Origin of the sequence: Clostridium manihotivorum, assembly GCF_004015185.1 — a bacterium.
Lineage (GTDB): Bacteria > Bacillota > Clostridia > Clostridiales > Clostridiaceae > Clostridium_AR > Clostridium_AR manihotivorum.
Map to the genome: position 1 here is coordinate 5,694,852 of NZ_CP025746.1, position 20,068 is coordinate 5,714,919.

Consider the following 20,068-nt stretch of genomic DNA (forward strand, 5'->3'; position numbering starts at 1 on the left):
CTACACCTCATTATTCTAAATGCTCTTTAGCAATCTTAATTTCTTGCTCATTTTTCTTTGATGAAATCATTATATGTTCATCTGTTTCTACAATTATTAAATCATTTATTCCATTCAATAATATCTTTTTCTTTGTCAGTACTATATTATTGTTTGACTTAAATGGATATCCACTGGCATTAAATACATTACCATTCATATCTTTGTCTGAGTATCTGTCTATACTAGTCCAGTTTCCAACATCATCCCATCCGAAATTACATGGTATAACATATATCCTGTCATATCTCTCCATTATAGCATAATCTACAGATATATTATCAGTCTTATGATAGTTATTGTCTATATATTTCTGAAGTTTTTCTTCCTCAAGTATTGGTACTTCTTTTAAGGCATCATATGTAAATGGAAGGTATTTTTGTACCAGACTAATTATATTCTTAGCTTTCCACAAAAACATTCCACCATTCCACAAGTAATTACCTTCTTGGAGATATCTTTCAGCCTTTTCATAGTTTGGTTTCTCTACAAAAGACTCAACTTTAAATATTCTTCTATAATCACAATTAAAAAATTCATTACCTACCTTTATGTATCCATAACCAGTTTCAGCTCTACTAGGCTCCATACCCAAAGTAACAATTGCATCTTCTCTCTCATCTAAAAAGTTAGAGGCTATGTTTATAGTATCGATAAAGTTAGCTTCTTCTTCTATTAAATGATCTGATGGTAAAACTACTATATTTGCATCCTCATAATACCTACTTATTACAAGAGATGAAAGAGCTATACAAGGCGCCGTATTTCTTCCTTCTGGCTCAACTATAATATTTTTCTCACATATTTCTGGCAACTGTTCCTTAACTAAATCTATATATTTTTCACCGGTAGAAATAAAAATTCTTTCCATAGGAATCAATTTTTTAATCCTGTTTACAGTCATTTGAATCATGGTTTCATTTCCTAATAACTCTAAGAACTGTTTGGGCCTATCTTCTGTTGAAAGAGGCCAAAATCTAGTTCCTTTTCCCCCGGCCATTATTAAAGCACAAATCATACCCATCTTCTCCCTCTTAAAGTATTGTCTAAGAATAATAGTTCCGCATAGAAATGATTAATTACAATAATATTATAAACTAGCTTCAACTCTTAATATCCATCCATATCTTCTCATATTCAAATAGGGTTTCATTAACAAGTTTATCCCAATTAAAATATTTTGCTCTTTCTATTCCATAGCTAACATATTTATTATACCTATCCTCATCACCCAATAGATAATCGATCTTATTTGCTAGATCCTGTTCATCCTCAGATTTAAAGGTTAAGCCTTCTTCTCCTAATACTTCTGGTAAAGAAGATGTATTAGCCACTATTGCTGGACATCCACAAGCCATCGCTTCAAGCGGCGGCAGTCCAAATCCTTCATACAATGAAGGAAACACAAACATCAATGCAAGATTATATATCCCAGATAAGTCCTTCTCATCTATAAAGCCTATAAATTGCACTCTATCAAATAAATTATTGTCTTTTATTAACTTTGTTAGTCCTTCATTAGGGTTACCACCTATAATTAATTTTAAAGTTTCATCACTCTTTATATATTTAACAGCCTTTACTAATGTTTCTACATTTTTGTGAGGTTTTAAATTGCCAACATAAAGCACGAACTTCTCAGGAAGTTTATATTTAAGTCTGACACTACTTAAAACATCCTCTTCTTCTATAATTCTAAACTTATCACCAATTCCATTATAGGTAACTACCACATCACTAGGCTCATAGTCTACCCAGGACAAAATTTCTTTCTTAGAGAACTCTGATACAGTTAAAATGCATTTACTTTTCTTGGCTGAAGTTCTAACTATATATTTATAGTAATATTTATGAAAAGGCGAATAAAACTGTGGCAATCTTACATGATTAAGATCATGTATAGTCATTACCATATCGGTTTTTATAAAAGGGCTCGCCACAAAGGATGGCGAATGAAATATAGCCTTCCCCCTATATCTATTCAAAATTTTAGGAAGCTCAATCTGCTCCCCAATAGAAAGAAATTTATTCTTCATTAAAATAAAATCTATATCATTAAAACTCCCAAAAAGCTTCTTAGCAATCTCCATATCATTAACTAGAAGAGTGTAGTGTAGCTTGTCAAGCTTCATAGAATTAACAATTAATTCATACGTATACCTAGCTATCCCATGAAGTTTCTCATCTACCATCCTGGCATCAATTATTACGTTAATTTTTTCTTTCATAATAAAACCTTCCAAGTTTAATTTATATAGCCCCTTCTTTTCTTAAAACAGAAACAAAGGTTTTTATAATTATTTTAAAATCTAAAAATAATGATCTATTATCAATATAATACATATCCATTTTAACTCTTTCTTCATAGGTAGTATCACTTCTACCATTAGCCTGCCAATACCCAGTAAGTCCAGGAGTCACAGAAAATAACTTCCCAGCATATTCACCATACTTTTCAATTTCTTTCTTAACTATAGGTCTTGGTCCAACAATACTCATATCACCTAAAAGTATATTTAGTAGCTGTGGCAATTCATCTAAACTTGTTTTTCTTAGAAAGTTACCTACTTTTGTTATCCTAGGATCATTGTCAAGCTTAAAATTGATTTCAAACTCTCTCTTTTGCTCTTCTGTAAAGTTATTAAAGACCTCTTCCGCATTACTAACCATAGTCCTAAATTTATAAACTTTAATGTTGTTTCCATTTTTCCCTAATCTAGTGTGAGAGAAAAATACCGGTCCTTTTGAGTCTATCTTTATTATTATGAATAACAAAATAAATATAGGCGACAAAATTAACAACCCAATTAAAGATAACAAAATGTCAAATGTTCTTTTTAATACTATATAATATAGCTTAGAGTTTATTTCTTCACTATCAGTATTCTTTGGTATATCTAGGTTGTCTGACATTTGCATATAAATCCTCCTAATTTGCTAATAACTTGTAAATAGCAAAATAATTAGTATAATTTGTTCAATAATAAAATTTTTAAAAAACAAATATGTCATTCTCTTGTGATATATTAGCAAAAAGACAAGATATCATCTTAAGAACGACTCAAATATGATTATATCATTAAATCTTCCTATGGAAAATAACTATTATTAATTTTAAACGTAATAAGTACTTAGTTAAATAAGATATGACTAAAAATTAACATAAAATTATAAGTCATTACATGGATTACTTTTATATTATTATATATACATATATATTAATTGTCCATAAAAATAATCCAAGCTATAGTTTGTTTATACAATTTAGCCAACTATTTATTGTAAATTCAAATAAAATTATAAGTTTATAAAAAAAGATCTAATTTAATCAAATCTTATAACAATATCCTCTTTTAATATTTATAAGTTATATATTAGGAACATCGCTAACTCTCTTTTTAAACAAAATAGTTTTTACCTTTTCAATTATTATAATTTGGGTATCATCCTTAAGTATAAACATCATAGCAATATATATTACACCACCAACTATAACTTGAATTATATTGGCCAAAATTGCCTTATTAATAAAATCCCCCACCTTCATAACTACTATGCACATCACTATTGATCCAACGAGAAACTTCCATGTAGCAAGTACCATTTTTAGTACTGGCAATTGCTTTCTTGTCAATATTAATTGAACAATTGATCCTACAAATTCTGCTACAATAATAGCTACAACAGCTCCTAGAGCTCCAAACCTAGGTATTACTATTAGATTCATAATAAAATTGATAATCGCTGCAATAACCACAGATTGAGTATACTTATTCTCCTGTTTAGTACCAATTAGATACTGAACACCAATAATATTGGCCCAGCTAACTGCGATTATTATAATTGAACTAATAGCAATTAATCCTCCAACAGAACTATAGTCCTTTCCTAAAAACCAGGATACTAATATTTTAGATATAGCCATCACTCCAAAAGCCATTGGAAAAGCTACATACGAAACAATCTTAAAAGCTTGCTCTACAATCTTATTTACTTCTTCTCTTCTTCCTTTACTTATTATATTGGATATCATAGGAAGCATAACTATACCTATAGAAGATATCAAAGAAAGAATAACTCTTACAATCTTCTGGGAGTAATCATAAAAAGCTACCTGTTCATTAGTTGATAGAACTCCAACTAAAGTTCTTGATAGCAACATATAAACTTGTGATGCAATTTGAGGCAAAAATAAACTTATTAAAGGCTTAATTGTCTTTTTTATTATATCTATATCAACCACAATCTTACCAATATTTTTAGGTACATATATCCACATAGTCAAAAAGCTTATTCCATTTATTATTATAGTCAATAGTATGTACAATACTAAATCATCTGAGCTTCTTACAAAAACAAATATACTTACTAAGCCCAATAACTTAGCAATAGAATTTCTTATTACAACTTTCTTAAAATCTTCTAGCCCCATGAATAACCAAGATATATCAAAAAACACCGTTACCATATTAAGACCTTGGATAATATATACAAACTTGTCTTGATTAACAAATGTTCCTACAAATACATAATAGGCTATTAAAGCAAGTAAGCTAGTTATGCCCTGAGTAACATATAAGCTCCAAAAATATCTTCTAAGCTTTTCCTTATCATCTCTAACAAAAGCAATCTGTCTATTACCATAAATCTGCATTCCCAAGGTACCAATTAGCATAAAATAATTAACAATTGATAATGTATATGAGTTTAATCCTAATTGACCTGGCGTAAATATTCTTGTAAGATACGGCATAGTAAGTAATGGAATTATTAAAATTAAAACTTGATATACCGTATTATAAAAATAATTTTTTATTACACTCATTTAAATTTCCTCCAAATTGTTATATCTAGCAACTCTTATATAATATAACTTTTATTCATCTGTAGCAATTAAAAAATATAACATAATTAAGGTAATACATCAGTAATCATATATCTTTTAAGAATGTTTGTCTTTACAAAAAAGTTAAATTAAATTTTGCCAATCTATTTAAAAGAAAAAACTACGACTTAGCGTAGTTTCTTTATCTTTATTAAATTTAACAATACATGAAAATTATAATTGTAGTTAATTTGAAAGTAAATAAAAACTTTCATTGAATCCTAATACAGAATAATCCATTACTTATTTCTTTTGTATATTATCAATAAACTCTTTAATAGCAACTTCCCAATCTCTCATTTCATCACCAACAGTACATCTTAGCATCATGTTATCTAAAGAAGAAAATTCTGGTCTTTTAGCCGGTCTTACGAATTGTTCAGATGTACATGGTCTAATCTCACAATCTATACCTGATAACTCAATTATTTTCTTAGCAAAATCATACCAAGTGCATTCGCCACTTCCAGTACAATGATAAGTTCCATATTCTTCTGTTCCAACAAGCTTTAAGATATGATGCGCCAAATCCTCTGCATTTGTAGGATTTCCTCTTTGGTCATTCACCACATCTATAAATTCCTTTTCTTTTCCTAACTTCATCATTGTATACACAAAATTATTGCCATTATAACCATAAAGCCATGCAGTTCTTACTATAAAGTATTTACTTGAAAACTGCTTTACAAATTCTTCTCCTGCAAGCTTTGTTTTACCATAAACACTTACAGGTCCAGTTAGATCATATTCTTTTAATGCTTTACTTCCAACTCCACTAAATACGTAATCAGTAGAAATATGTATAAGTTTAGCACCTAACTCTTCGCAAACAATAGCAAGATTTCTTGGTCCTATAGCATTAACTTTAAACGCTATATCTTCATTGGTTTCACAAGCATCTACATTAGTATAAGCAGCGCAATTAACAACTACATCAGGTTTAACCGCTCCGATATAATCTCTTGTAGCCTCAAGGTTTGTTATATCAAGCTCCTGAACATCTATACCTATTATTTCTGATGCAACAATTTCAGCTGGTACATTACCTAGTTCTGATTTCCCACTCTTTATTATGTTAATTATTTGAGTTCCTAATTGGCCTTTTGCTCCTGTTATTAAAATTTTCATAATTATACCTCCAAAATAAATCTCATTTTTAATTATATCAAAAAATATTAGTTATTCCTAACATATATATAATTTCCTAAATAATTAAAAGACTCTATGGAATATTCTTTCCATAGAGCTTTAATTATTAAAACAGCTTTCTTATCTCACCAGCTATAACATCAGCCTTCTTTTGCTGCTCATCTTGGTTTGCACATCTTTTTGCTTCATTTGGATTACTTATAAATCCACATTCTATCAATATAGATGGGGTATTTATATTTCTAGTTACATATAATCCATGATCATGTGCCCTTAAATTGTTATAACCTAAACTGTTTCCAAGTGCATTGACAACATTACTTGCTAACTGTCTGCTTAACTGAGCCTGAACCGTTGGAGTTGTATCAATTTTCAAATCATCATAGCTCCATCCACCTGGATCATTCCCCGAAACAATACCGTCATTGTCAAGACTAGGTCTATAACTGCTATAATGGGTACTCACTCCATTAGTTGTTGTGTTATTATCACTAACATCATGATGTATGCTTACAAAAAGATCAGCTTTTAGATCATTTGCCAGCTTAGTTCTAGCTTGTAAACTTGAGCTAAGTGTATCAGTAGGTCTTTGCCAAGGCTGTCTAGTCATAACCACTGTATAACCCATGGATGTAAGCGTTGCTTGAAGCTTTACTGCAACCTGCATATTTAGTTCTGTCTCCGAGTATTTAACTCCATCTATAGTACGCTCTGCACCATTATCTCCACCATAGTTATGACCTGGGTCTACAACTATTAATCTTTTACCATTATATACATTTAAACTCTTTTCCTTTACTGTTCCATCGTTTCCTATAGCAACTACCTTCAGATTATGGATTCCACTTGATTTATCCTGCATATTTAGAGTGTAGTTAAAGCCACTACTCTCTGCTTGATAATATTTAGGGTAGGCAGCTTTTACATCTGGTCTAGAGAACCCTATGTTAGCATCACCTAAGTAGTTGTTATCCAAATAAATTTTTGCAGATTTTACACCTGAGTAGTTAACAGCCCAACCACCTAAATTAACTTGACCTCTATTCAAGTCCTGACCATCTCTTACTGTGTCTATATTTATTTCTGGTTGAGGTTTAATTATATTTACTTTTCTAATTGCAGTAGAGCTAGTACCATCGCTTCCAATTGCTTCTACCTTTACTTCCCTTACTCCAGGACTTATCCCACTCTGTCTTAAAGTAAGAATATATCCACTCTTGTCTGCATCAGGGTAGTTAGGATAAGCTCTCTTTACGTCATCTCTAGATTGTCCTAGCGTTGCTGTGCCTACATTTGCATTATCAACATACACATTTACTTTTGTTATTCCTGAGGCATTTAAAGCCCATCCTCTAACTAAAAAGTCGTCGCTGATAGTAGAATTATCCGAAGGCTCGTCTATAGCTATTCTAGCCTCTCCTCTATACACATAGAAGACTCTCTCATCGCTAACTTTGCTACCATCTGTTCCAACAGCTTCAATTCTAACAACATTTTGTCCTTCATTTAAATATTTATTTTCAATTATATAATTAATTCCACTATTTTTACCAGCTGGATATCCTGGGTATGCTGCGTCAATATCAGTTCTGCTCTCTCCTATAGTAGCATATCCCTTAAATGCATTATTTAAGTATACACCTACATACCTAAGTCCTGAAGGATTAAGCGCCCAACCTCTAACCAGTAGGGATTGCTTTGATATATGTGAATTACCTACAGGACTATCTAGATTAGCAAGAGGCTTCCTAACCTTTTTTTCAATGTTCTTAGACGCTATCTTTATAGAACCATCAGCGGAAACAGCTTGTACAGAAACTTTATGTTTTCCTTCTTGATATTTGGATAGATCTACAGTATATGCATAACCAGATATATTCGAATTTACATAATTAGGGTAGGCTTTTCCAACATCAGGTCTAGCCAGTCCCAAGCTTGCATAGCCTGCTAAATTATCATCAATGTATACTTTAGCTTCCTTCAATCCTGACTTACTAATTGCCCAACCTCTAACTAGCATAGAGCCATCAAATGTAGAGAAATTTTCAACCGGATCATCAATTACAGTCATCGCTTCCTGTGCTGTTTCTGCATATACCTTTGTAGCTGAAAATAGATTAGATATAAACAAAAAAACACAAATTATAGAAAGTACTTTATTTAATCTTCTCATTAGAATTCTCCTATTTATATACTGGTACCTCAAAATACAATGTCGGATTAGACATCTTATCAATAAGCTTCTTTATGTTTGTAGTTTGTGCCCTAGCCCAGTTAACATCAGTTGCGTATTCGTGATATACATCCTGATAGTTCCACTTCATTTTATATAATGTATTTTGCTGATATCTTAGACTTGTTATATAATCAGTTGATATAAAGCTAGCTCCACCAATTATTGCACTATCAACTGTGAACCACCCTTGCTTATATGCATATTCTGATCCTAATCTTTCAGGATCACTGTTTTTAGCACCAATTCCGTACATATTATATACAATCCTTGGTTCAACAGTTTGTCCATCAACTGAAGTAACTAAAATACCATTTGCTAACCTAGATAATCCATTATTAGTTTCATGTAATGAATGTGATACTAAGTATATTGGATTTATATTGTATCTCTTACCTCCATCAAGAAAAGCTTGACCTTTTCCATCCAAAATTCCTTGTCCTTTTACTGCATTGTTTAAATTATCTACTGATATTCCTTCAGCATAATTTAACTTCAGGAACATATATCTATAGGTATCATTATTTAAGAAATTATTTACATCCATATAGTATCTAACATCTTCATTGGTAGCAGGAGTATTATCCCAATAAGTATTGCCACCTTTCTGAATTTGTTGATTTACATAATAATCAAATGTATTATCGTATTGCTTATAAGTAACTATTCCTTTTAGGTAGAATGAAGTAAACTTATCTAAAACAGAACCATCCTTACCACATATAGAGATCTTTATATCATGCTTGCCAACAGACATTCCATTTGTAGACAAAACATAATTAAATCCACTATTTGAACTTTCTTTGTAGTTACTATAAGCACTACCAACATCGTCTCTTCTATATCCTATTGCTGCATCTCCAACGTAGACTCCATCAATATATACTTTAACTTGAGCTACACCAGCAGCATTTACTCCCCATCCACCTATCAGAACTTGATCAGATAATATGGTACTATTAGGAGCTGGAGAATCAATATTGGCTTTAGGCTCTGGTTTAACTATATTTATATTGAATTGTCTAGTTTCACTACTTTGATCATTATTGTTAAATCTAATTTGTATTAAATGATTTCCTGGTTTAATGGTATCAAATCCCACCGAGCACTGATATCCACTTCTCATTGAATTATCATAATCAGGGTAAACTTTATTAACATCTGGTCTCATTAGACCTATGGTTCCTTGTCCAACATAATTACCATCAATACTAAGCTCCACTGACTTAACGCCTGACGGACTTAAAGCCCAGCCTCTTATAGCAAAATCCCTTGTTATATTGCTTCCGTTACTTGGCTCGTCTATCTGATACATAGCACTTCTAATGTAATAGTTAAAACCAACAGTAGTTGCTTTAGAAGTTCCGTCAGCTCCGTTACCTACAACCTTTATTGTATGACTTCCAGGTGAAAGATTTGAAGTATCCACAGTATACTTATATCCACTTCTATCTCCATTAGGATACCCTGGATAAGCAGCCGCTACATCAGGCCTCATATCTCCTAGAGTTGCATATCCTTTAAATATATCATCTAAATAAACTCCTACAGACCTCATTCCTGAGCCATTTAATGCCCATCCTGTAACTAATATGTTTTTTGATAGATTTATGTTCTGTGTAGGATAGTCTATGTAGGTAATAGGATCCTTTTGAGTTTTTTGAACAGTTACACTAGTAGATTTTTGAGAGTTATCCAATCCTATCTGTTCAACTGTTATCGTATGATTGCCATTAGATAACTTTGCTGTATCTAGAGTTAGACTGTATCCACTTCTATCTCCAGATGGATATCCTGGATAAGCACTATTTACATCAGGTCTATAGTTGCCAATATATGCATTGCCATTAAAGTTGCCATCTACATATACTCTTACCTCTCTCAAAGCAGCCGGATTTAAAGCCCATCCAGTTACTAAAGTATAAGGTGAAAGCTGGCTATTACTTGTAGGCGAATCTATGCACATCAGCATCGGCTTAGTACTTGAGGTAGCTTGTTTTTGACCAGATTGAGTAGAATTCAATGCGTACGCTGGCGTAGAATACATGAAAAAAACATAAATACATACAGTAAAGGACAGTACTTTTCTAATCATCCTATTCTTAAAAAAATTCATTAATTATCTCCCCCTTTTTTTAAAACTTCTTTAATTCTACCTATATTCTTAAGATCATTAAAGAAAAACAACACAACTATTACAGAATATATGATTAGGTAAGATAAGAATCCAAGATACCACTTATCTATATAAGCACAAAGTACAAATCCTACACTTAAAATTATACCAGTTATAGTTTCCTTAAACAAACTTATATGCATCCTTTTAACAAAAAAAACATCAGAATATATATTCCAAATTAAAAAAGCTAATAAAGTGGCCCAAGCTATTCCCACTGGTGTTTTTATAATTACACAAGCTAAAAAGTTACAGATTATTGCCAATACAAATGCAAAGATATTGTTCTTGGTATATTCTTTATTTAACTTCAAAGCTTTATAATAGTTTAGAGCTAATATAGTTATTTGCCCACTAAATAAAACCGTAGGGGTTAGCACTAGGACTAGGGGTAGTGAATCCATATATTTAGGCAAGTAAACCTGTATTATAAATTTTATAAAGAAAAAAGCTAAAAAAGATAAGGATAAAACTATATTTAAGCCCTTCTTAATTGTTGAGTATGCTTTTCCTAATTTATCCCCCTCAAGTCTTGCTATATAAGGAAATACCACTGTAGAAAATGAATTAATTAATAAATAAAATAATGTTATTATGGAATATGCAAATGAATACATCGCAAAATCTCTTAAAGTGAAATACTTTTCTATAAATATTCTGTCTAACCCAAGTATAATCAAGGTAATAAGATTACCGATCATCATTAAGAATCCTGAAGAAAAGTTTTCCTTTATATCATCCTTCAAATCCATAATCCTTTGGCTCTTAGCTTGCAAAATATCTTTGTTATAGTATAAGAATATGATCAATGTAAATAGATTTGCACCAGTAGTAAGCATTACAAATGCCATATGTATATCTATTTTTAGTATAAATAATACAATACACCCTACAATATACAGTAGCTTTGATGCTATCATACTATATGAATACAACTTAAACTTCCTAGTAAATTGACTTATAAATGAGAAGAAGGTTGATAGATTCAATATCAATCCATTAAAGGCTAACAAGTAGAATAAATCTCTCTTTATCGGCTCTTTTATCATTATAAACGAAGCAACAAAAATAATTACTGCTGTTATAAGTTGAAATAATAAAAGAAAGTTAAAATATGTTTTAAATTTCCTTTTCGGAATGTCATCATATTCATAACTACCATAGTTTACAAGAACTCCATCATTAAATCCAAATTGGAATATACCTACATAGGTAACGTAGAGTGTAAAAATTCTAAAATATGCATATTCATTTATGTTCAGTATTTTTGGAATAACCAATGCAGTTATTACTCCACCTAAAACATTGATAGAATTTGCACCTAAAGTATATGCAAAATCTTTGATATTTTTATTTTTCATAACCAATCCTCTTATTATATATATATAGTATTATTCTATAAAGAATTGGGAATACAAGCTGCATACTCATTCCTGCAAATACAATCATATTTGAAAAAGTACTTAGAACAACCATATTGCACATCATACTTATCGCTACTATTCTTAGTTTATTGTTTTTTCCAACTAACTTCATATAGATAAATATTACTGCCATAAGATATATAAATTGAAGTATTACACCAATCCAACCTAGATAATAAAAACCACCCATGTATAGAGTTCCAACAATCAATTCTTTCTTTATTAACTTTACATGATCACTTATCTGAAAAGGTTCTTCTTTTACCAATCTTCTCGCTACTATATCAGGTAAAACTTCTCTAGTTACAAAGTTTTTAATATTAGTTGAATTAATTTCAGTGTTATTATCATCGATATTTAGTTGCAAATTAGCTAAAGGCGAAGAAATATATATATATGACCAAAAAAACGGCTTAGGAATAATCTTATTATTTCTAAAGCTTTCAGATGCCTCTCCTATGTCCAGTATATATTTGCTGCTAAATTTATCGTAAGTATGATCTGATAGACTTACTCTATAGTTTCCAAAAAGCCCAAATAGATATAGAAAGGCAATACCTATAACTGCCAATGAAATTATTATCTTTTTATTTAGTAATCGCCTCATACCTATCATACTTAAAAATACAAATAAGCTTCCCAAAAATATATTTATTATCAATCCCCTAGATACAATTAGTAATGCAGGAACATAATTTAATAAATAGAAAACTAATACAATTTTGTTTTTAGTAGATAGGAATAAATGAAATAAATATACTCCATAGAAAATTGTGAAGCTAAATAGAAATATGTGAAAAGTAGGTATACCCGAAAACTCCAAATAATTTATTTTTGAGTTTAATAGCGGCGCCCCTCCCGCATATATAAATTCTGCAATATAACCTAAGAAAACAAGCACAGATATATATTTAATCTTTTTGTTATATTCTATAGATTCATACCTTAGCTCACCTTTTTTATGGCTTCTTATACCCAAAAATGCTGAAATAGCAAAAGATAGAACAAAAAACAAAACTGTCCATATTGTTAAACTAGGATAAAGGTTGGACCATCCAAGCAAATAAACAAGTAAAACAGACAAAAAGCTTATAACATATACTAAGAAAGGATTCGTCATATATTTACCCCCTAATCTTTTTTATAAAATCTTCCTTTTTTATAATCACTAAAGCCTTCTACAATCATGCATAACTTTTTCAACTTATTTTTCTCAAATAGTGTAAGCCTGGCAATCTCTTGAAAAAACAAATTTTTATCATGTTTAACCCATTCTGGGAAGCTTTGCTTATATTTTTTCCATATATAAAACCTATTTCTAGTCATATAATATCTTCTTAAGGCTGAGTGATTACTAGACGTTATATTCTTACCAAAAAGCTTATAAACTTTGGTATCCCCAAGACTATGAAGTAATATAGCATTATTGACTTTCAATATGGCATAATCATTAAGCTTTACCCTTAAGCAAAAATCATGATCTACTAGATCTATAAATAATCTTTCATCGAAATCCCCTATCTTATCAAACACACTCATATCAATAAGACTTCCTGAACTAATTTCAGTTAGCACATATTCATATTCTGCATTTACAGAAACTTGGTTAGCATAATAAGCTTCCTTTTCTATATGATTAGGAACTAAAACTTTAATTTTCTCTTTATCCTTATCATTTAGTCCTTCATAGGTTGCAATCATATTAAAAACTAAATCTTTTGTACAAATACTATCTTGATCCAGTGTAATTATAAACTTAAAGTCATTTTTTCGTGCATACTCAATTCCTATATTAAATGCCTTAGCAATCCCAACATTTTCATTATTATAGATAATCTCAATATCTTCCTCAGCTTTAAAACTTTCTAATATTTTTAAATTTTCCGGATTAGATCCATTATCTACAATTAAAGTTTTCTTCACTTGATTTCTTATTGCCGCTATGCCATCAATTATACCTTGTCCTGCATTATATGAAACTACAACTGCGCATATTGAATCGATATTTATCATAATACTCTCCAATCTATTCTCACAATAAACATATTTACTTTAATAACTATTTTTTTATTAGATGATTAATATCCTCAATACTTGGATGATTGTCCATAAATATCTTTCTCTTTTCTCTGATCTTAGGAATTAGTCTTTTAGCTTCCATGGTGTATTTAAATACGAATCTCTCATACATCAACGAATATATTATCAGAGCAAAGCTTCTACATGTCTTTTTTAAAACCTCCATTGGAGGCATCTTTTCAAATTCATTCTTTTCTAAAAGAAGTATATGGTTTCTATGAGAAATCCCCCTTAGAAACTCTGATTGGCTCTTTCTATGTTTAATAAAGTTCAAAACTCCACCTTTAGATCCTCCAAGACCTCTTCCATGAAAGGCTACAGCTTCTGGATAATACATGCACTTAAATCCTGCTAAGTTCAATCTCCAAGAAACATCTATATCTTCTTTATATGCAAAAAAGTCTTCATCGAAATACTCGTTTTTCACCTTTATATCTTCTAGAGAACTTCTTCTATAGAAAGGTGCTGCACCACATACGCCGAAGATTCTTTCTATAGAGTCATACTGCCCTCTATCCTCTTCATTTTGACCTCTATCCTTAAACTTTCTATTACTGTAGAACTCAATACCAGCACTATCAATATAATTTAATTTCTTATCGTTTTTAAAATCATATTTCAACAACTTTCCAGATAGAGCCCCGATCTTAACATCTTTTTCAGCATAGCAATATAATTTGTAGATGAAATCTTCTTCTAAAATTATATCTGGATTTAAAAGCATTATATATTCACCTTTTGAAACTTCTATTCCTTGATTTGCTCCCCCTGAATAACCTTTATTATCACTATTGTGTATTTTCACTATGTTTTCCGCATCATACAATTGATTAAACAGTTCAAAAGATCCATCTTTAGAGTTATTATCTATAAAAATAATTTCTAGATTTTTATAGGTTTGATTAAGTATAGAATTCATACATCTTTCAATATAATCTTTATTATTAAAATTTATTATTACCAAGCTAACCAATTTATCCATAAGCTTCATCCTTTATTATAATAAACTAACCTCTTTGTATTAAGCTTTTTAAAGCCTTAAAAATACAAAGAGGTTTATTTTGGTGCTAATTTCTACTATCCTATAAATCGCTGGTGGATTTTAGATGATAATAACTAATTAACCCCTCTAATAATTTAATTGTACATCTTATCATAGTAATTTTGATATTCTCCAGAAGTAACGTGTTCCATCCATTGTCTATTATCTAAATACCATTGAATAGTCTTAACTATACCTACTTCAAAAGTAGTTTCTGGGTACCAACCTAATTCTTCTTTTATCTTGTCAGGAGCTATACCGTATCTTCTGTCATGACCTTTTCTGTCTTCAACATACTTAATTAACTCTTCTGTTACTGATGCATCTACATTGTCATGAACATATGCAACTACAGTCTTTACTATTTGAATATTAGTTCTTTCATTATGACCACCAACATTGTAAACTTCTCCAACTCTGCCGTCTCTTACAACCATGTCGATAGCCTTACAATGATCTTCTACATAAAGCCAATCTCTTATATTAAGGCCATCACCATAAACAGGAAGATCTTTATGATTTAAGCAGTTATTTATAAGTAATGGTATTAGCTTTTCTGGGAAATGATATGGTCCATAGTTATTAGAACATCTAGTTATAGTCACTGGCATGTTATAAGTATCAAAGTAAGCCTTAACCATGAAATCAGCTCCAGCTTTACTTGATGAATATGGACTGTGAGGATCAAGTGGAGTTGTTTCCATGAAGTAACCTGTTTCTCCAAGAGAACCGTAAACTTCATCTGTTGAAACTTGATGATATCTTACTCCTTCTTTCCATCCATTTTCTCTTTCCCATGCATTCTTAGCACAATTTAGTAAGTTTACTGTTCCTAAAACATTTGTATTTGCAAATATCTCAGGTTCTTTTATACTTCTATCTACATGTGACTCTGCTGCAAAGTTAACAACATAGTCTATATCATACTTTTCAAAAAGTCCTGTTACAAGCTCTTTATCACATATATCTCCTTGAACAAATATATGGTTAGGATTTTCCTGTACATCTTTTAAATTCTCAAGATTTCCTGCATAAGTAAGCTTATCTAAGTTTATAATCTTAACATCATTGTATTTTTTCAACATGTAAAGTACAAAATTTGAGCCTATAAATCCTGCTCCACCAGTTACTAAATAAGTTTTCATATAATTACTCTCCTTTATATTCAAATGGTACATCTAATTCCTTCAATGTCTTTTGCTTTTTATCCTTTTCTGATAAAAGCAACTCTTCTATTCCTTCTAGAGGCCACTGAACTGCTACATCAGGGTCGTTCCATAAAAGTCCACTATCATATTCAGGTGCATAGTAATCAGTACACTTGTAATTAAATACAGCTTCATCTGATACTACTAAGAAACCATGAGCAAAACCTTCTGGCACATAAAATTGTCTTTTATTTTCTTCAGTAAGAAGTACACCCTCCCACATTCCAAAGGTTGGTGATCCTTTTCTAAGATCTACAGCTACATCATAAACCTGTCCTTTAGTAACTCTAACAAGCTTTCCTTGAGTATGCTTTGTTTGGAAGTGAAGACCTCTTAAAACACCTTTTTTTGATTTAGATTCATTGTCTTGAACAAAGTCCATCTTTAGACCTGCTTCAAAAAAATCCTTCTTATTATAACTTTCCATAAAATAACCCCTGTTATCTCCAACAACATTAGGTTGTATTATGTATAAGTCCTTAATCTTAGTTTCTATAAACTTAAACTGTCCCATACAAACTCACCTTCTTAATAAATATTATTTTATCTGTTTTTCTTCTCAATTTCTTCAACAACATCAACAAGATATTGACCGTATCCAGTCTTCATAAGAGGTTTTGCAAGCTCTCTAACCTGGTCAGCACTAATCCAACCTTTTCTAAAAGCTATTTCTTCTAGACATGCAATGTAAGTACCTTGTGTATTTTGTACCGCTTCTACAAAATTAGATGCTTGTAGCATAGAGCCATGTGTTCCTGTATCTAGCCATGCAAGGCCTCTTCCTAAAAGTTCTACCTTTAGAGTACCTTCCTGCATATATACTTTATTTAAGTCAGTTATCTCTAGCTCTCCTCTATCAGAAGGCTTTAGATTTTTAGCTTTTTCCACTACTGAGTTATCATAAAAATAAAGTCCTGGAACCGCATACTTTGACTTTGGTTTTTCTGGCTTTTCTTCTAAAGATATAACCCTATCTTCACTATCGAACTCAACAACGCCAAAAGCCTTAGGGTTTTGAACATAGTATCCAAATACCATAGCACCCTTTTCTAAAGCTGCTGCTCTCTTTAAATTATCACTAAATCTTTGTCCATAGAAGATGTTATCGCCTAATATCATAGCAACATTATCATCTCCAATAAACTCTTCTCCTATTATAAAGGCTTCAGCAAGTCCATTTGGAGCTTCCTGAACAGCATATTCAATCTTAAGACCTAATTCTGAGCCATCTCTGAATAACTCCTTAAAGTTAACTATGTCTCTTGGTGTTGATATTATTAATATCTCTCTTATTCCAGCAAGCATTAACACAGACATTGGATAGTATATCATAGGCTTATCATATATAGGAACCATCTGCTTTGACATTGCCTTTGTTACTGGATAAAGTCTAGTACCTGACCCACCAGCTAGTATTATTCCCTTCATCTTATATATCCTCCTCAAACTTTGTCCAATATTTTTTATCTAAAGAATATTTAATTCTTTTTTTCGACGATAACTTTTCATATTTCTGACCTAAAATATTTCCTATATATCTAGTAGCAAAATTAGGTATTAAAATTAATAAAACTTTAAAATTCATTTCTCTTACAGCTCTTAATAACACATGTTTAAACAAAGCCATTCCACTTTGATTACCCTTGTAGGTTAGGAATATAGAGTTTATCTTAAAAAACACTCCAGTATCAAAATACCTGTTAAACAATTCTCTTAATGTAAATGTATGTGAGTGATAGACCTCTGAATCTGCACAATACTTTATCCTAAATCCATTTTCTATTATTTTATGAGCAAAATACATATCTTCATTTATTATTAGATGCTTTCCGTCGTATCCATTTAATTCTTTGTATACTGAGGTTTTTACAGCTGAAGAAGCATCTGAATAAAAAAAGGTCATAAGACCTAACTTATCGATATCTTCTTTTGATACAATCCTTGATTGTTCAGGGTAATTTTTCTCTCTTATGTATTTCTCTATAGAGTTATTTTCACATATCTGTCTACTAAAAGCAGCCTCACAAACTCCATTGATTATAGGATTTACTAAATTACTTAACCACTTATCATTTTTCATCATAACATCTTGAGATATAAATACTATGATATCACTTTCGGAATCCATAGCCATAATTTCTCTTGTTCTACTGTGTGAAAATTCTTCTTTTTTTATAAGTACATATTCTAAATTAAGTCCTTTTAAAATCTCCAACGTATTATCAGTTGATTCTGTAAGTACATATCTAATACTTACATCAAAATCCACTGTCTGAGACATTAAACTGCTATGTAATGAATTTATATAATTACTAGCATTATATAAAGGACATATTATGTCTACTTTCATTTTCATTACCCCTTATTTTATAGTAAGTTGCTTTATCTATATTGCGCCCTCTTTTTTTATAACCGATACAAAGGTTTTAGCGATTATCTTCATATCTAAGATTAAAGACCTGTTATCTATATAATACATGTCCATAGCTATTCTTTCCTCATAAGTAGTATCACTTCTACCATGAGCCTGCCAGTACCCAGTAAGTCCAGGTGTAACAGAGAAAAACTTTGGAGCAAACTTGCCGTACTTTTCTACTTCCTTCTCAACTATAGGTCTAGGTCCCACAACACTCATATCTCCTAGTAATATATTTAAAAGTTGAGGCAACTCATCCAGGCTTGTCTTTCTTAAAAAATTACCTATCCTAGTTATTCTAGGATCATTATCAAGCTTAAAGTTTATAGCAAACTCTTTCTTCTGCTCTTCTGTAAAATTAGCAAAAACTTCATCAGCGTTTGCAACCATAGTCCTAAACTTGTAAACCTTTATAGTCTTACCATTTTTGCCAAGTCTCTTATGACCAAACATTGCAGGCCCCTTAGAATCTAATTTTACTAAGAGAATAAGAATGACAAAAACAGGTGAAAGCAATATAAGTCCAATGAAAGCACTTAAAAAATCAAAGAGTCTTTTTATACATATATACATTAAATTTTCCTTTTTCAAACTAATCTCTTCATCAGATACTACTTTTGTATTATCTATCATCTGCATATTGATCCCCCATCTTGGTTACTTTTTTACACATAAACATTATATATGCAATGAGAATTTATGTCCATAATAATAAAACGCCGTCGTTTAATAAACCCAGATAATATTTTACACTATTTAATAACAATAATAAATTGTAATTAACATAAAAACCAAACATTCCATCAACAATTATCACGGTTTTTCACATTTTTATACATAACGATATATTATTTTTTTAATCAAATTAAACAACTCATCAAAACATTTTTTATATTTTCTAAAATTTGTATTATAGTCTATAAGTTGGTTTTACCCAGTTTACAACCATATCTTTTTATATTATTTAATTATAAACCAAATCATCCACAAATTCACCTGGTTTGAGAATTATATACATTTTTTTTAATAAGTTCACGATTATTTAACTTGTATCAAAATAAATTATCTGTAGTTTCGTAAACTACAGATAATTTATAACAAAGCTAACCTTCAATCAATTCCTATATCCACCATTCCTATACCAGGTATCTTTATACGCCACTTCTAGCTTAGTAACACTGCTCCTCATGGTAATAAAACCTTTCTCTTTTAACTCCATAAGCTCTAACTTTTCTTTTATCCTTTGATTTTCAGAGCTAAGCCTATGGTTATCTATACTGAGCATTATGTTATTCTTCAAAAGTTTCTTTATTGCTCTTTCACTGTCTAAAAGCTCTCTTTCATATAAAAGTATTTGAAAGTATTCATACTTATTCATGCTCATCCCCCTTTATTTATCTAGTTACTTAGTTATTTA

17 protein-coding genes are annotated in these 20,068 nt (G+C 30.7%); all 17 read right to left on the reverse strand.

Going from position 1 to position 20,068, the window contains the following annotated elements; genetic code table 11:
* Positions 1–10: 10 nt before the first annotated feature.
* Positions 11–1,057 carry a mannose-1-phosphate guanylyltransferase gene (locus tag C1I91_RS25310; protein ID WP_128215403.1) on the reverse strand — a complete coding sequence of 349 codons (1,047 nt, stop codon included), beginning with the start codon at positions 1,055–1,057 and terminating at the stop codon, positions 11–13.
* Between the two features lie 85 nt (positions 1,058–1,142).
* Entirely contained in the window at positions 1,143–2,267 is a 1,125-nt protein-coding gene (locus C1I91_RS25315; protein WP_128215404.1) for a glycosyltransferase family 4 protein, read from the reverse strand.
* A gap of 22 nt (positions 2,268–2,289) precedes the next feature.
* Positions 2,290–2,952 (reverse strand): sugar transferase, encoded by a 663-nt coding sequence (locus C1I91_RS25320; protein WP_128216106.1) that lies wholly within the window; start codon positions 2,950–2,952, stop codon positions 2,290–2,292.
* Between the two features lie 454 nt (positions 2,953–3,406).
* Positions 3,407–4,864: a flippase gene (locus C1I91_RS25325; protein WP_128215405.1), complete on the reverse strand. Its 1,458-nt coding sequence runs from the start codon at positions 4,862–4,864 to the stop codon at positions 3,407–3,409.
* A 303-nt stretch (positions 4,865–5,167) separates the two neighbouring features.
* Positions 5,168–6,052, reverse strand: a complete 885-nt coding sequence (gene rfbD, locus C1I91_RS25330) for a dTDP-4-dehydrorhamnose reductase (protein ID WP_128215406.1) — start codon at positions 6,050–6,052, stop codon at positions 5,168–5,170.
* A 127-nt stretch (positions 6,053–6,179) separates the two neighbouring features.
* On the reverse strand, positions 6,180–8,246 hold the full coding sequence (locus tag C1I91_RS25335; protein ID WP_128215407.1) for an N-acetylmuramoyl-L-alanine amidase: 2,067 nt from the start codon (positions 8,244–8,246) through the stop codon (positions 6,180–6,182).
* Positions 8,247–8,256: 10 nt separating this feature from the next.
* Positions 8,257–10,422, reverse strand: a complete 2,166-nt coding sequence (locus C1I91_RS25340) for an Ig-like domain-containing protein (RefSeq protein WP_128215408.1) — start codon at positions 10,420–10,422, stop codon at positions 8,257–8,259.
* On the reverse strand, positions 10,422–11,843 hold the full coding sequence (locus C1I91_RS25345; RefSeq protein ID WP_128215409.1) for an oligosaccharide flippase family protein: 1,422 nt from the start codon (positions 11,841–11,843) through the stop codon (positions 10,422–10,424). Before C1I91_RS25345 ends, C1I91_RS25340 begins: the two co-directional genes overlap by 1 nt.
* Positions 11,833–13,026 carry an O-antigen polymerase gene (locus C1I91_RS25350; protein WP_128215410.1) on the reverse strand — a complete coding sequence of 398 codons (1,194 nt, stop codon included), beginning with the start codon at positions 13,024–13,026 and terminating at the stop codon, positions 11,833–11,835. Before C1I91_RS25350 ends, C1I91_RS25345 begins: the two co-directional genes overlap by 11 nt.
* A gap of 11 nt (positions 13,027–13,037) precedes the next feature.
* The gene (locus tag C1I91_RS25355) at positions 13,038–13,919 is read right to left on the reverse strand and encodes a glycosyltransferase family 2 protein (protein WP_128215411.1); all 882 of its coding nucleotides are present in this window, start codon (positions 13,917–13,919) and stop codon (positions 13,038–13,040) included.
* Positions 13,920–13,965: 46 nt separating this feature from the next.
* On the reverse strand, positions 13,966–14,967 hold the full coding sequence (locus C1I91_RS25360; RefSeq protein ID WP_164880660.1) for a glycosyltransferase family 2 protein: 1,002 nt from the start codon (positions 14,965–14,967) through the stop codon (positions 13,966–13,968).
* A 155-nt stretch (positions 14,968–15,122) separates the two neighbouring features.
* On the reverse strand, positions 15,123–16,172 hold the full coding sequence (gene rfbB, locus C1I91_RS25365) for a dTDP-glucose 4,6-dehydratase (protein WP_128215413.1): 1,050 nt from the start codon (positions 16,170–16,172) through the stop codon (positions 15,123–15,125).
* A gap of 4 nt (positions 16,173–16,176) precedes the next feature.
* Entirely contained in the window at positions 16,177–16,749 is a 573-nt protein-coding gene (gene rfbC / locus C1I91_RS25370; protein ID WP_128215414.1) for a dTDP-4-dehydrorhamnose 3,5-epimerase, read from the reverse strand.
* Positions 16,750–16,778: 29 nt separating this feature from the next.
* Positions 16,779–17,663 (reverse strand): glucose-1-phosphate thymidylyltransferase RfbA, encoded by an 885-nt coding sequence (rfbA, locus tag C1I91_RS25375; protein WP_128215415.1) that lies wholly within the window; start codon positions 17,661–17,663, stop codon positions 16,779–16,781.
* Between the two features lies 1 nt (position 17,664).
* Positions 17,665–18,585: a glycosyltransferase family 2 protein gene (locus C1I91_RS25380; protein WP_128215416.1), complete on the reverse strand. Its 921-nt coding sequence runs from the start codon at positions 18,583–18,585 to the stop codon at positions 17,665–17,667.
* 36 nt (positions 18,586–18,621) lie between these two features.
* The gene (locus tag C1I91_RS25385) at positions 18,622–19,290 is read right to left on the reverse strand and encodes a sugar transferase (RefSeq protein WP_128215417.1); all 669 of its coding nucleotides are present in this window, start codon (positions 19,288–19,290) and stop codon (positions 18,622–18,624) included.
* Between the two features lie 475 nt (positions 19,291–19,765).
* Positions 19,766–20,029: a hypothetical protein gene (locus tag C1I91_RS25390; RefSeq protein WP_128215418.1), complete on the reverse strand. Its 264-nt coding sequence runs from the start codon at positions 20,027–20,029 to the stop codon at positions 19,766–19,768.
* Positions 20,030–20,068 lie beyond the last annotated feature (39 nt).

Coding starts and splice junctions, on each gene's coding strand:
- C1I91_RS25335 (WP_128215407.1), bottom strand. CDS start 8,246: ATGAGAAGATTAAATAAAGTACTTTCTATAATTTGTGTTTTTTTGTTT.
- rfbB (WP_128215413.1), bottom strand. CDS start 16,172: ATGAAAACTTATTTAGTAACTGGTGGAGCAGGATTTATAGGCTCAAAT.
- C1I91_RS25345 (WP_128215409.1), bottom strand. CDS start 11,843: ATGAAAAATAAAAATATCAAAGATTTTGCATATACTTTAGGTGCAAAT.
- rfbA (WP_128215415.1), bottom strand. CDS start 17,663: ATGAAGGGAATAATACTAGCTGGTGGGTCAGGTACTAGACTTTATCCA.
- C1I91_RS25360 (WP_164880660.1), bottom strand. CDS start 14,967: ATGGATAAATTGGTTAGCTTGGTAATAATAAATTTTAATAATAAAGAT.
- C1I91_RS25315 (WP_128215404.1), bottom strand. CDS start 2,267: ATGAAAGAAAAAATTAACGTAATAATTGATGCCAGGATGGTAGATGAG.
- C1I91_RS25385 (WP_128215417.1), bottom strand. CDS start 19,290: ATGCAGATGATAGATAATACAAAAGTAGTATCTGATGAAGAGATTAGT.
- C1I91_RS25340 (WP_128215408.1), bottom strand. CDS start 10,422: ATGAATTTTTTTAAGAATAGGATGATTAGAAAAGTACTGTCCTTTACT.
- rfbD (WP_128215406.1), bottom strand. CDS start 6,052: ATGAAAATTTTAATAACAGGAGCAAAAGGCCAATTAGGAACTCAAATA.
- C1I91_RS25310 (WP_128215403.1), bottom strand. CDS start 1,057: ATGATTTGTGCTTTAATAATGGCCGGGGGAAAAGGAACTAGATTTTGG.
- C1I91_RS25390 (WP_128215418.1), bottom strand. CDS start 20,029: ATGAATAAGTATGAATACTTTCAAATACTTTTATATGAAAGAGAGCTT.
- C1I91_RS25320 (WP_128216106.1), bottom strand. CDS start 2,952: ATGTCAGACAACCTAGATATACCAAAGAATACTGATAGTGAAGAAATA.
- C1I91_RS25350 (WP_128215410.1), bottom strand. CDS start 13,026: ATGACGAATCCTTTCTTAGTATATGTTATAAGCTTTTTGTCTGTTTTA.
- C1I91_RS25380 (WP_128215416.1), bottom strand. CDS start 18,585: ATGAAAGTAGACATAATATGTCCTTTATATAATGCTAGTAATTATATA.
- C1I91_RS25325 (WP_128215405.1), bottom strand. CDS start 4,864: ATGAGTGTAATAAAAAATTATTTTTATAATACGGTATATCAAGTTTTA.
- rfbC (WP_128215414.1), bottom strand. CDS start 16,749: ATGGGACAGTTTAAGTTTATAGAAACTAAGATTAAGGACTTATACATA.
- C1I91_RS25355 (WP_128215411.1), bottom strand. CDS start 13,919: ATGATAAATATCGATTCAATATGCGCAGTTGTAGTTTCATATAATGCA.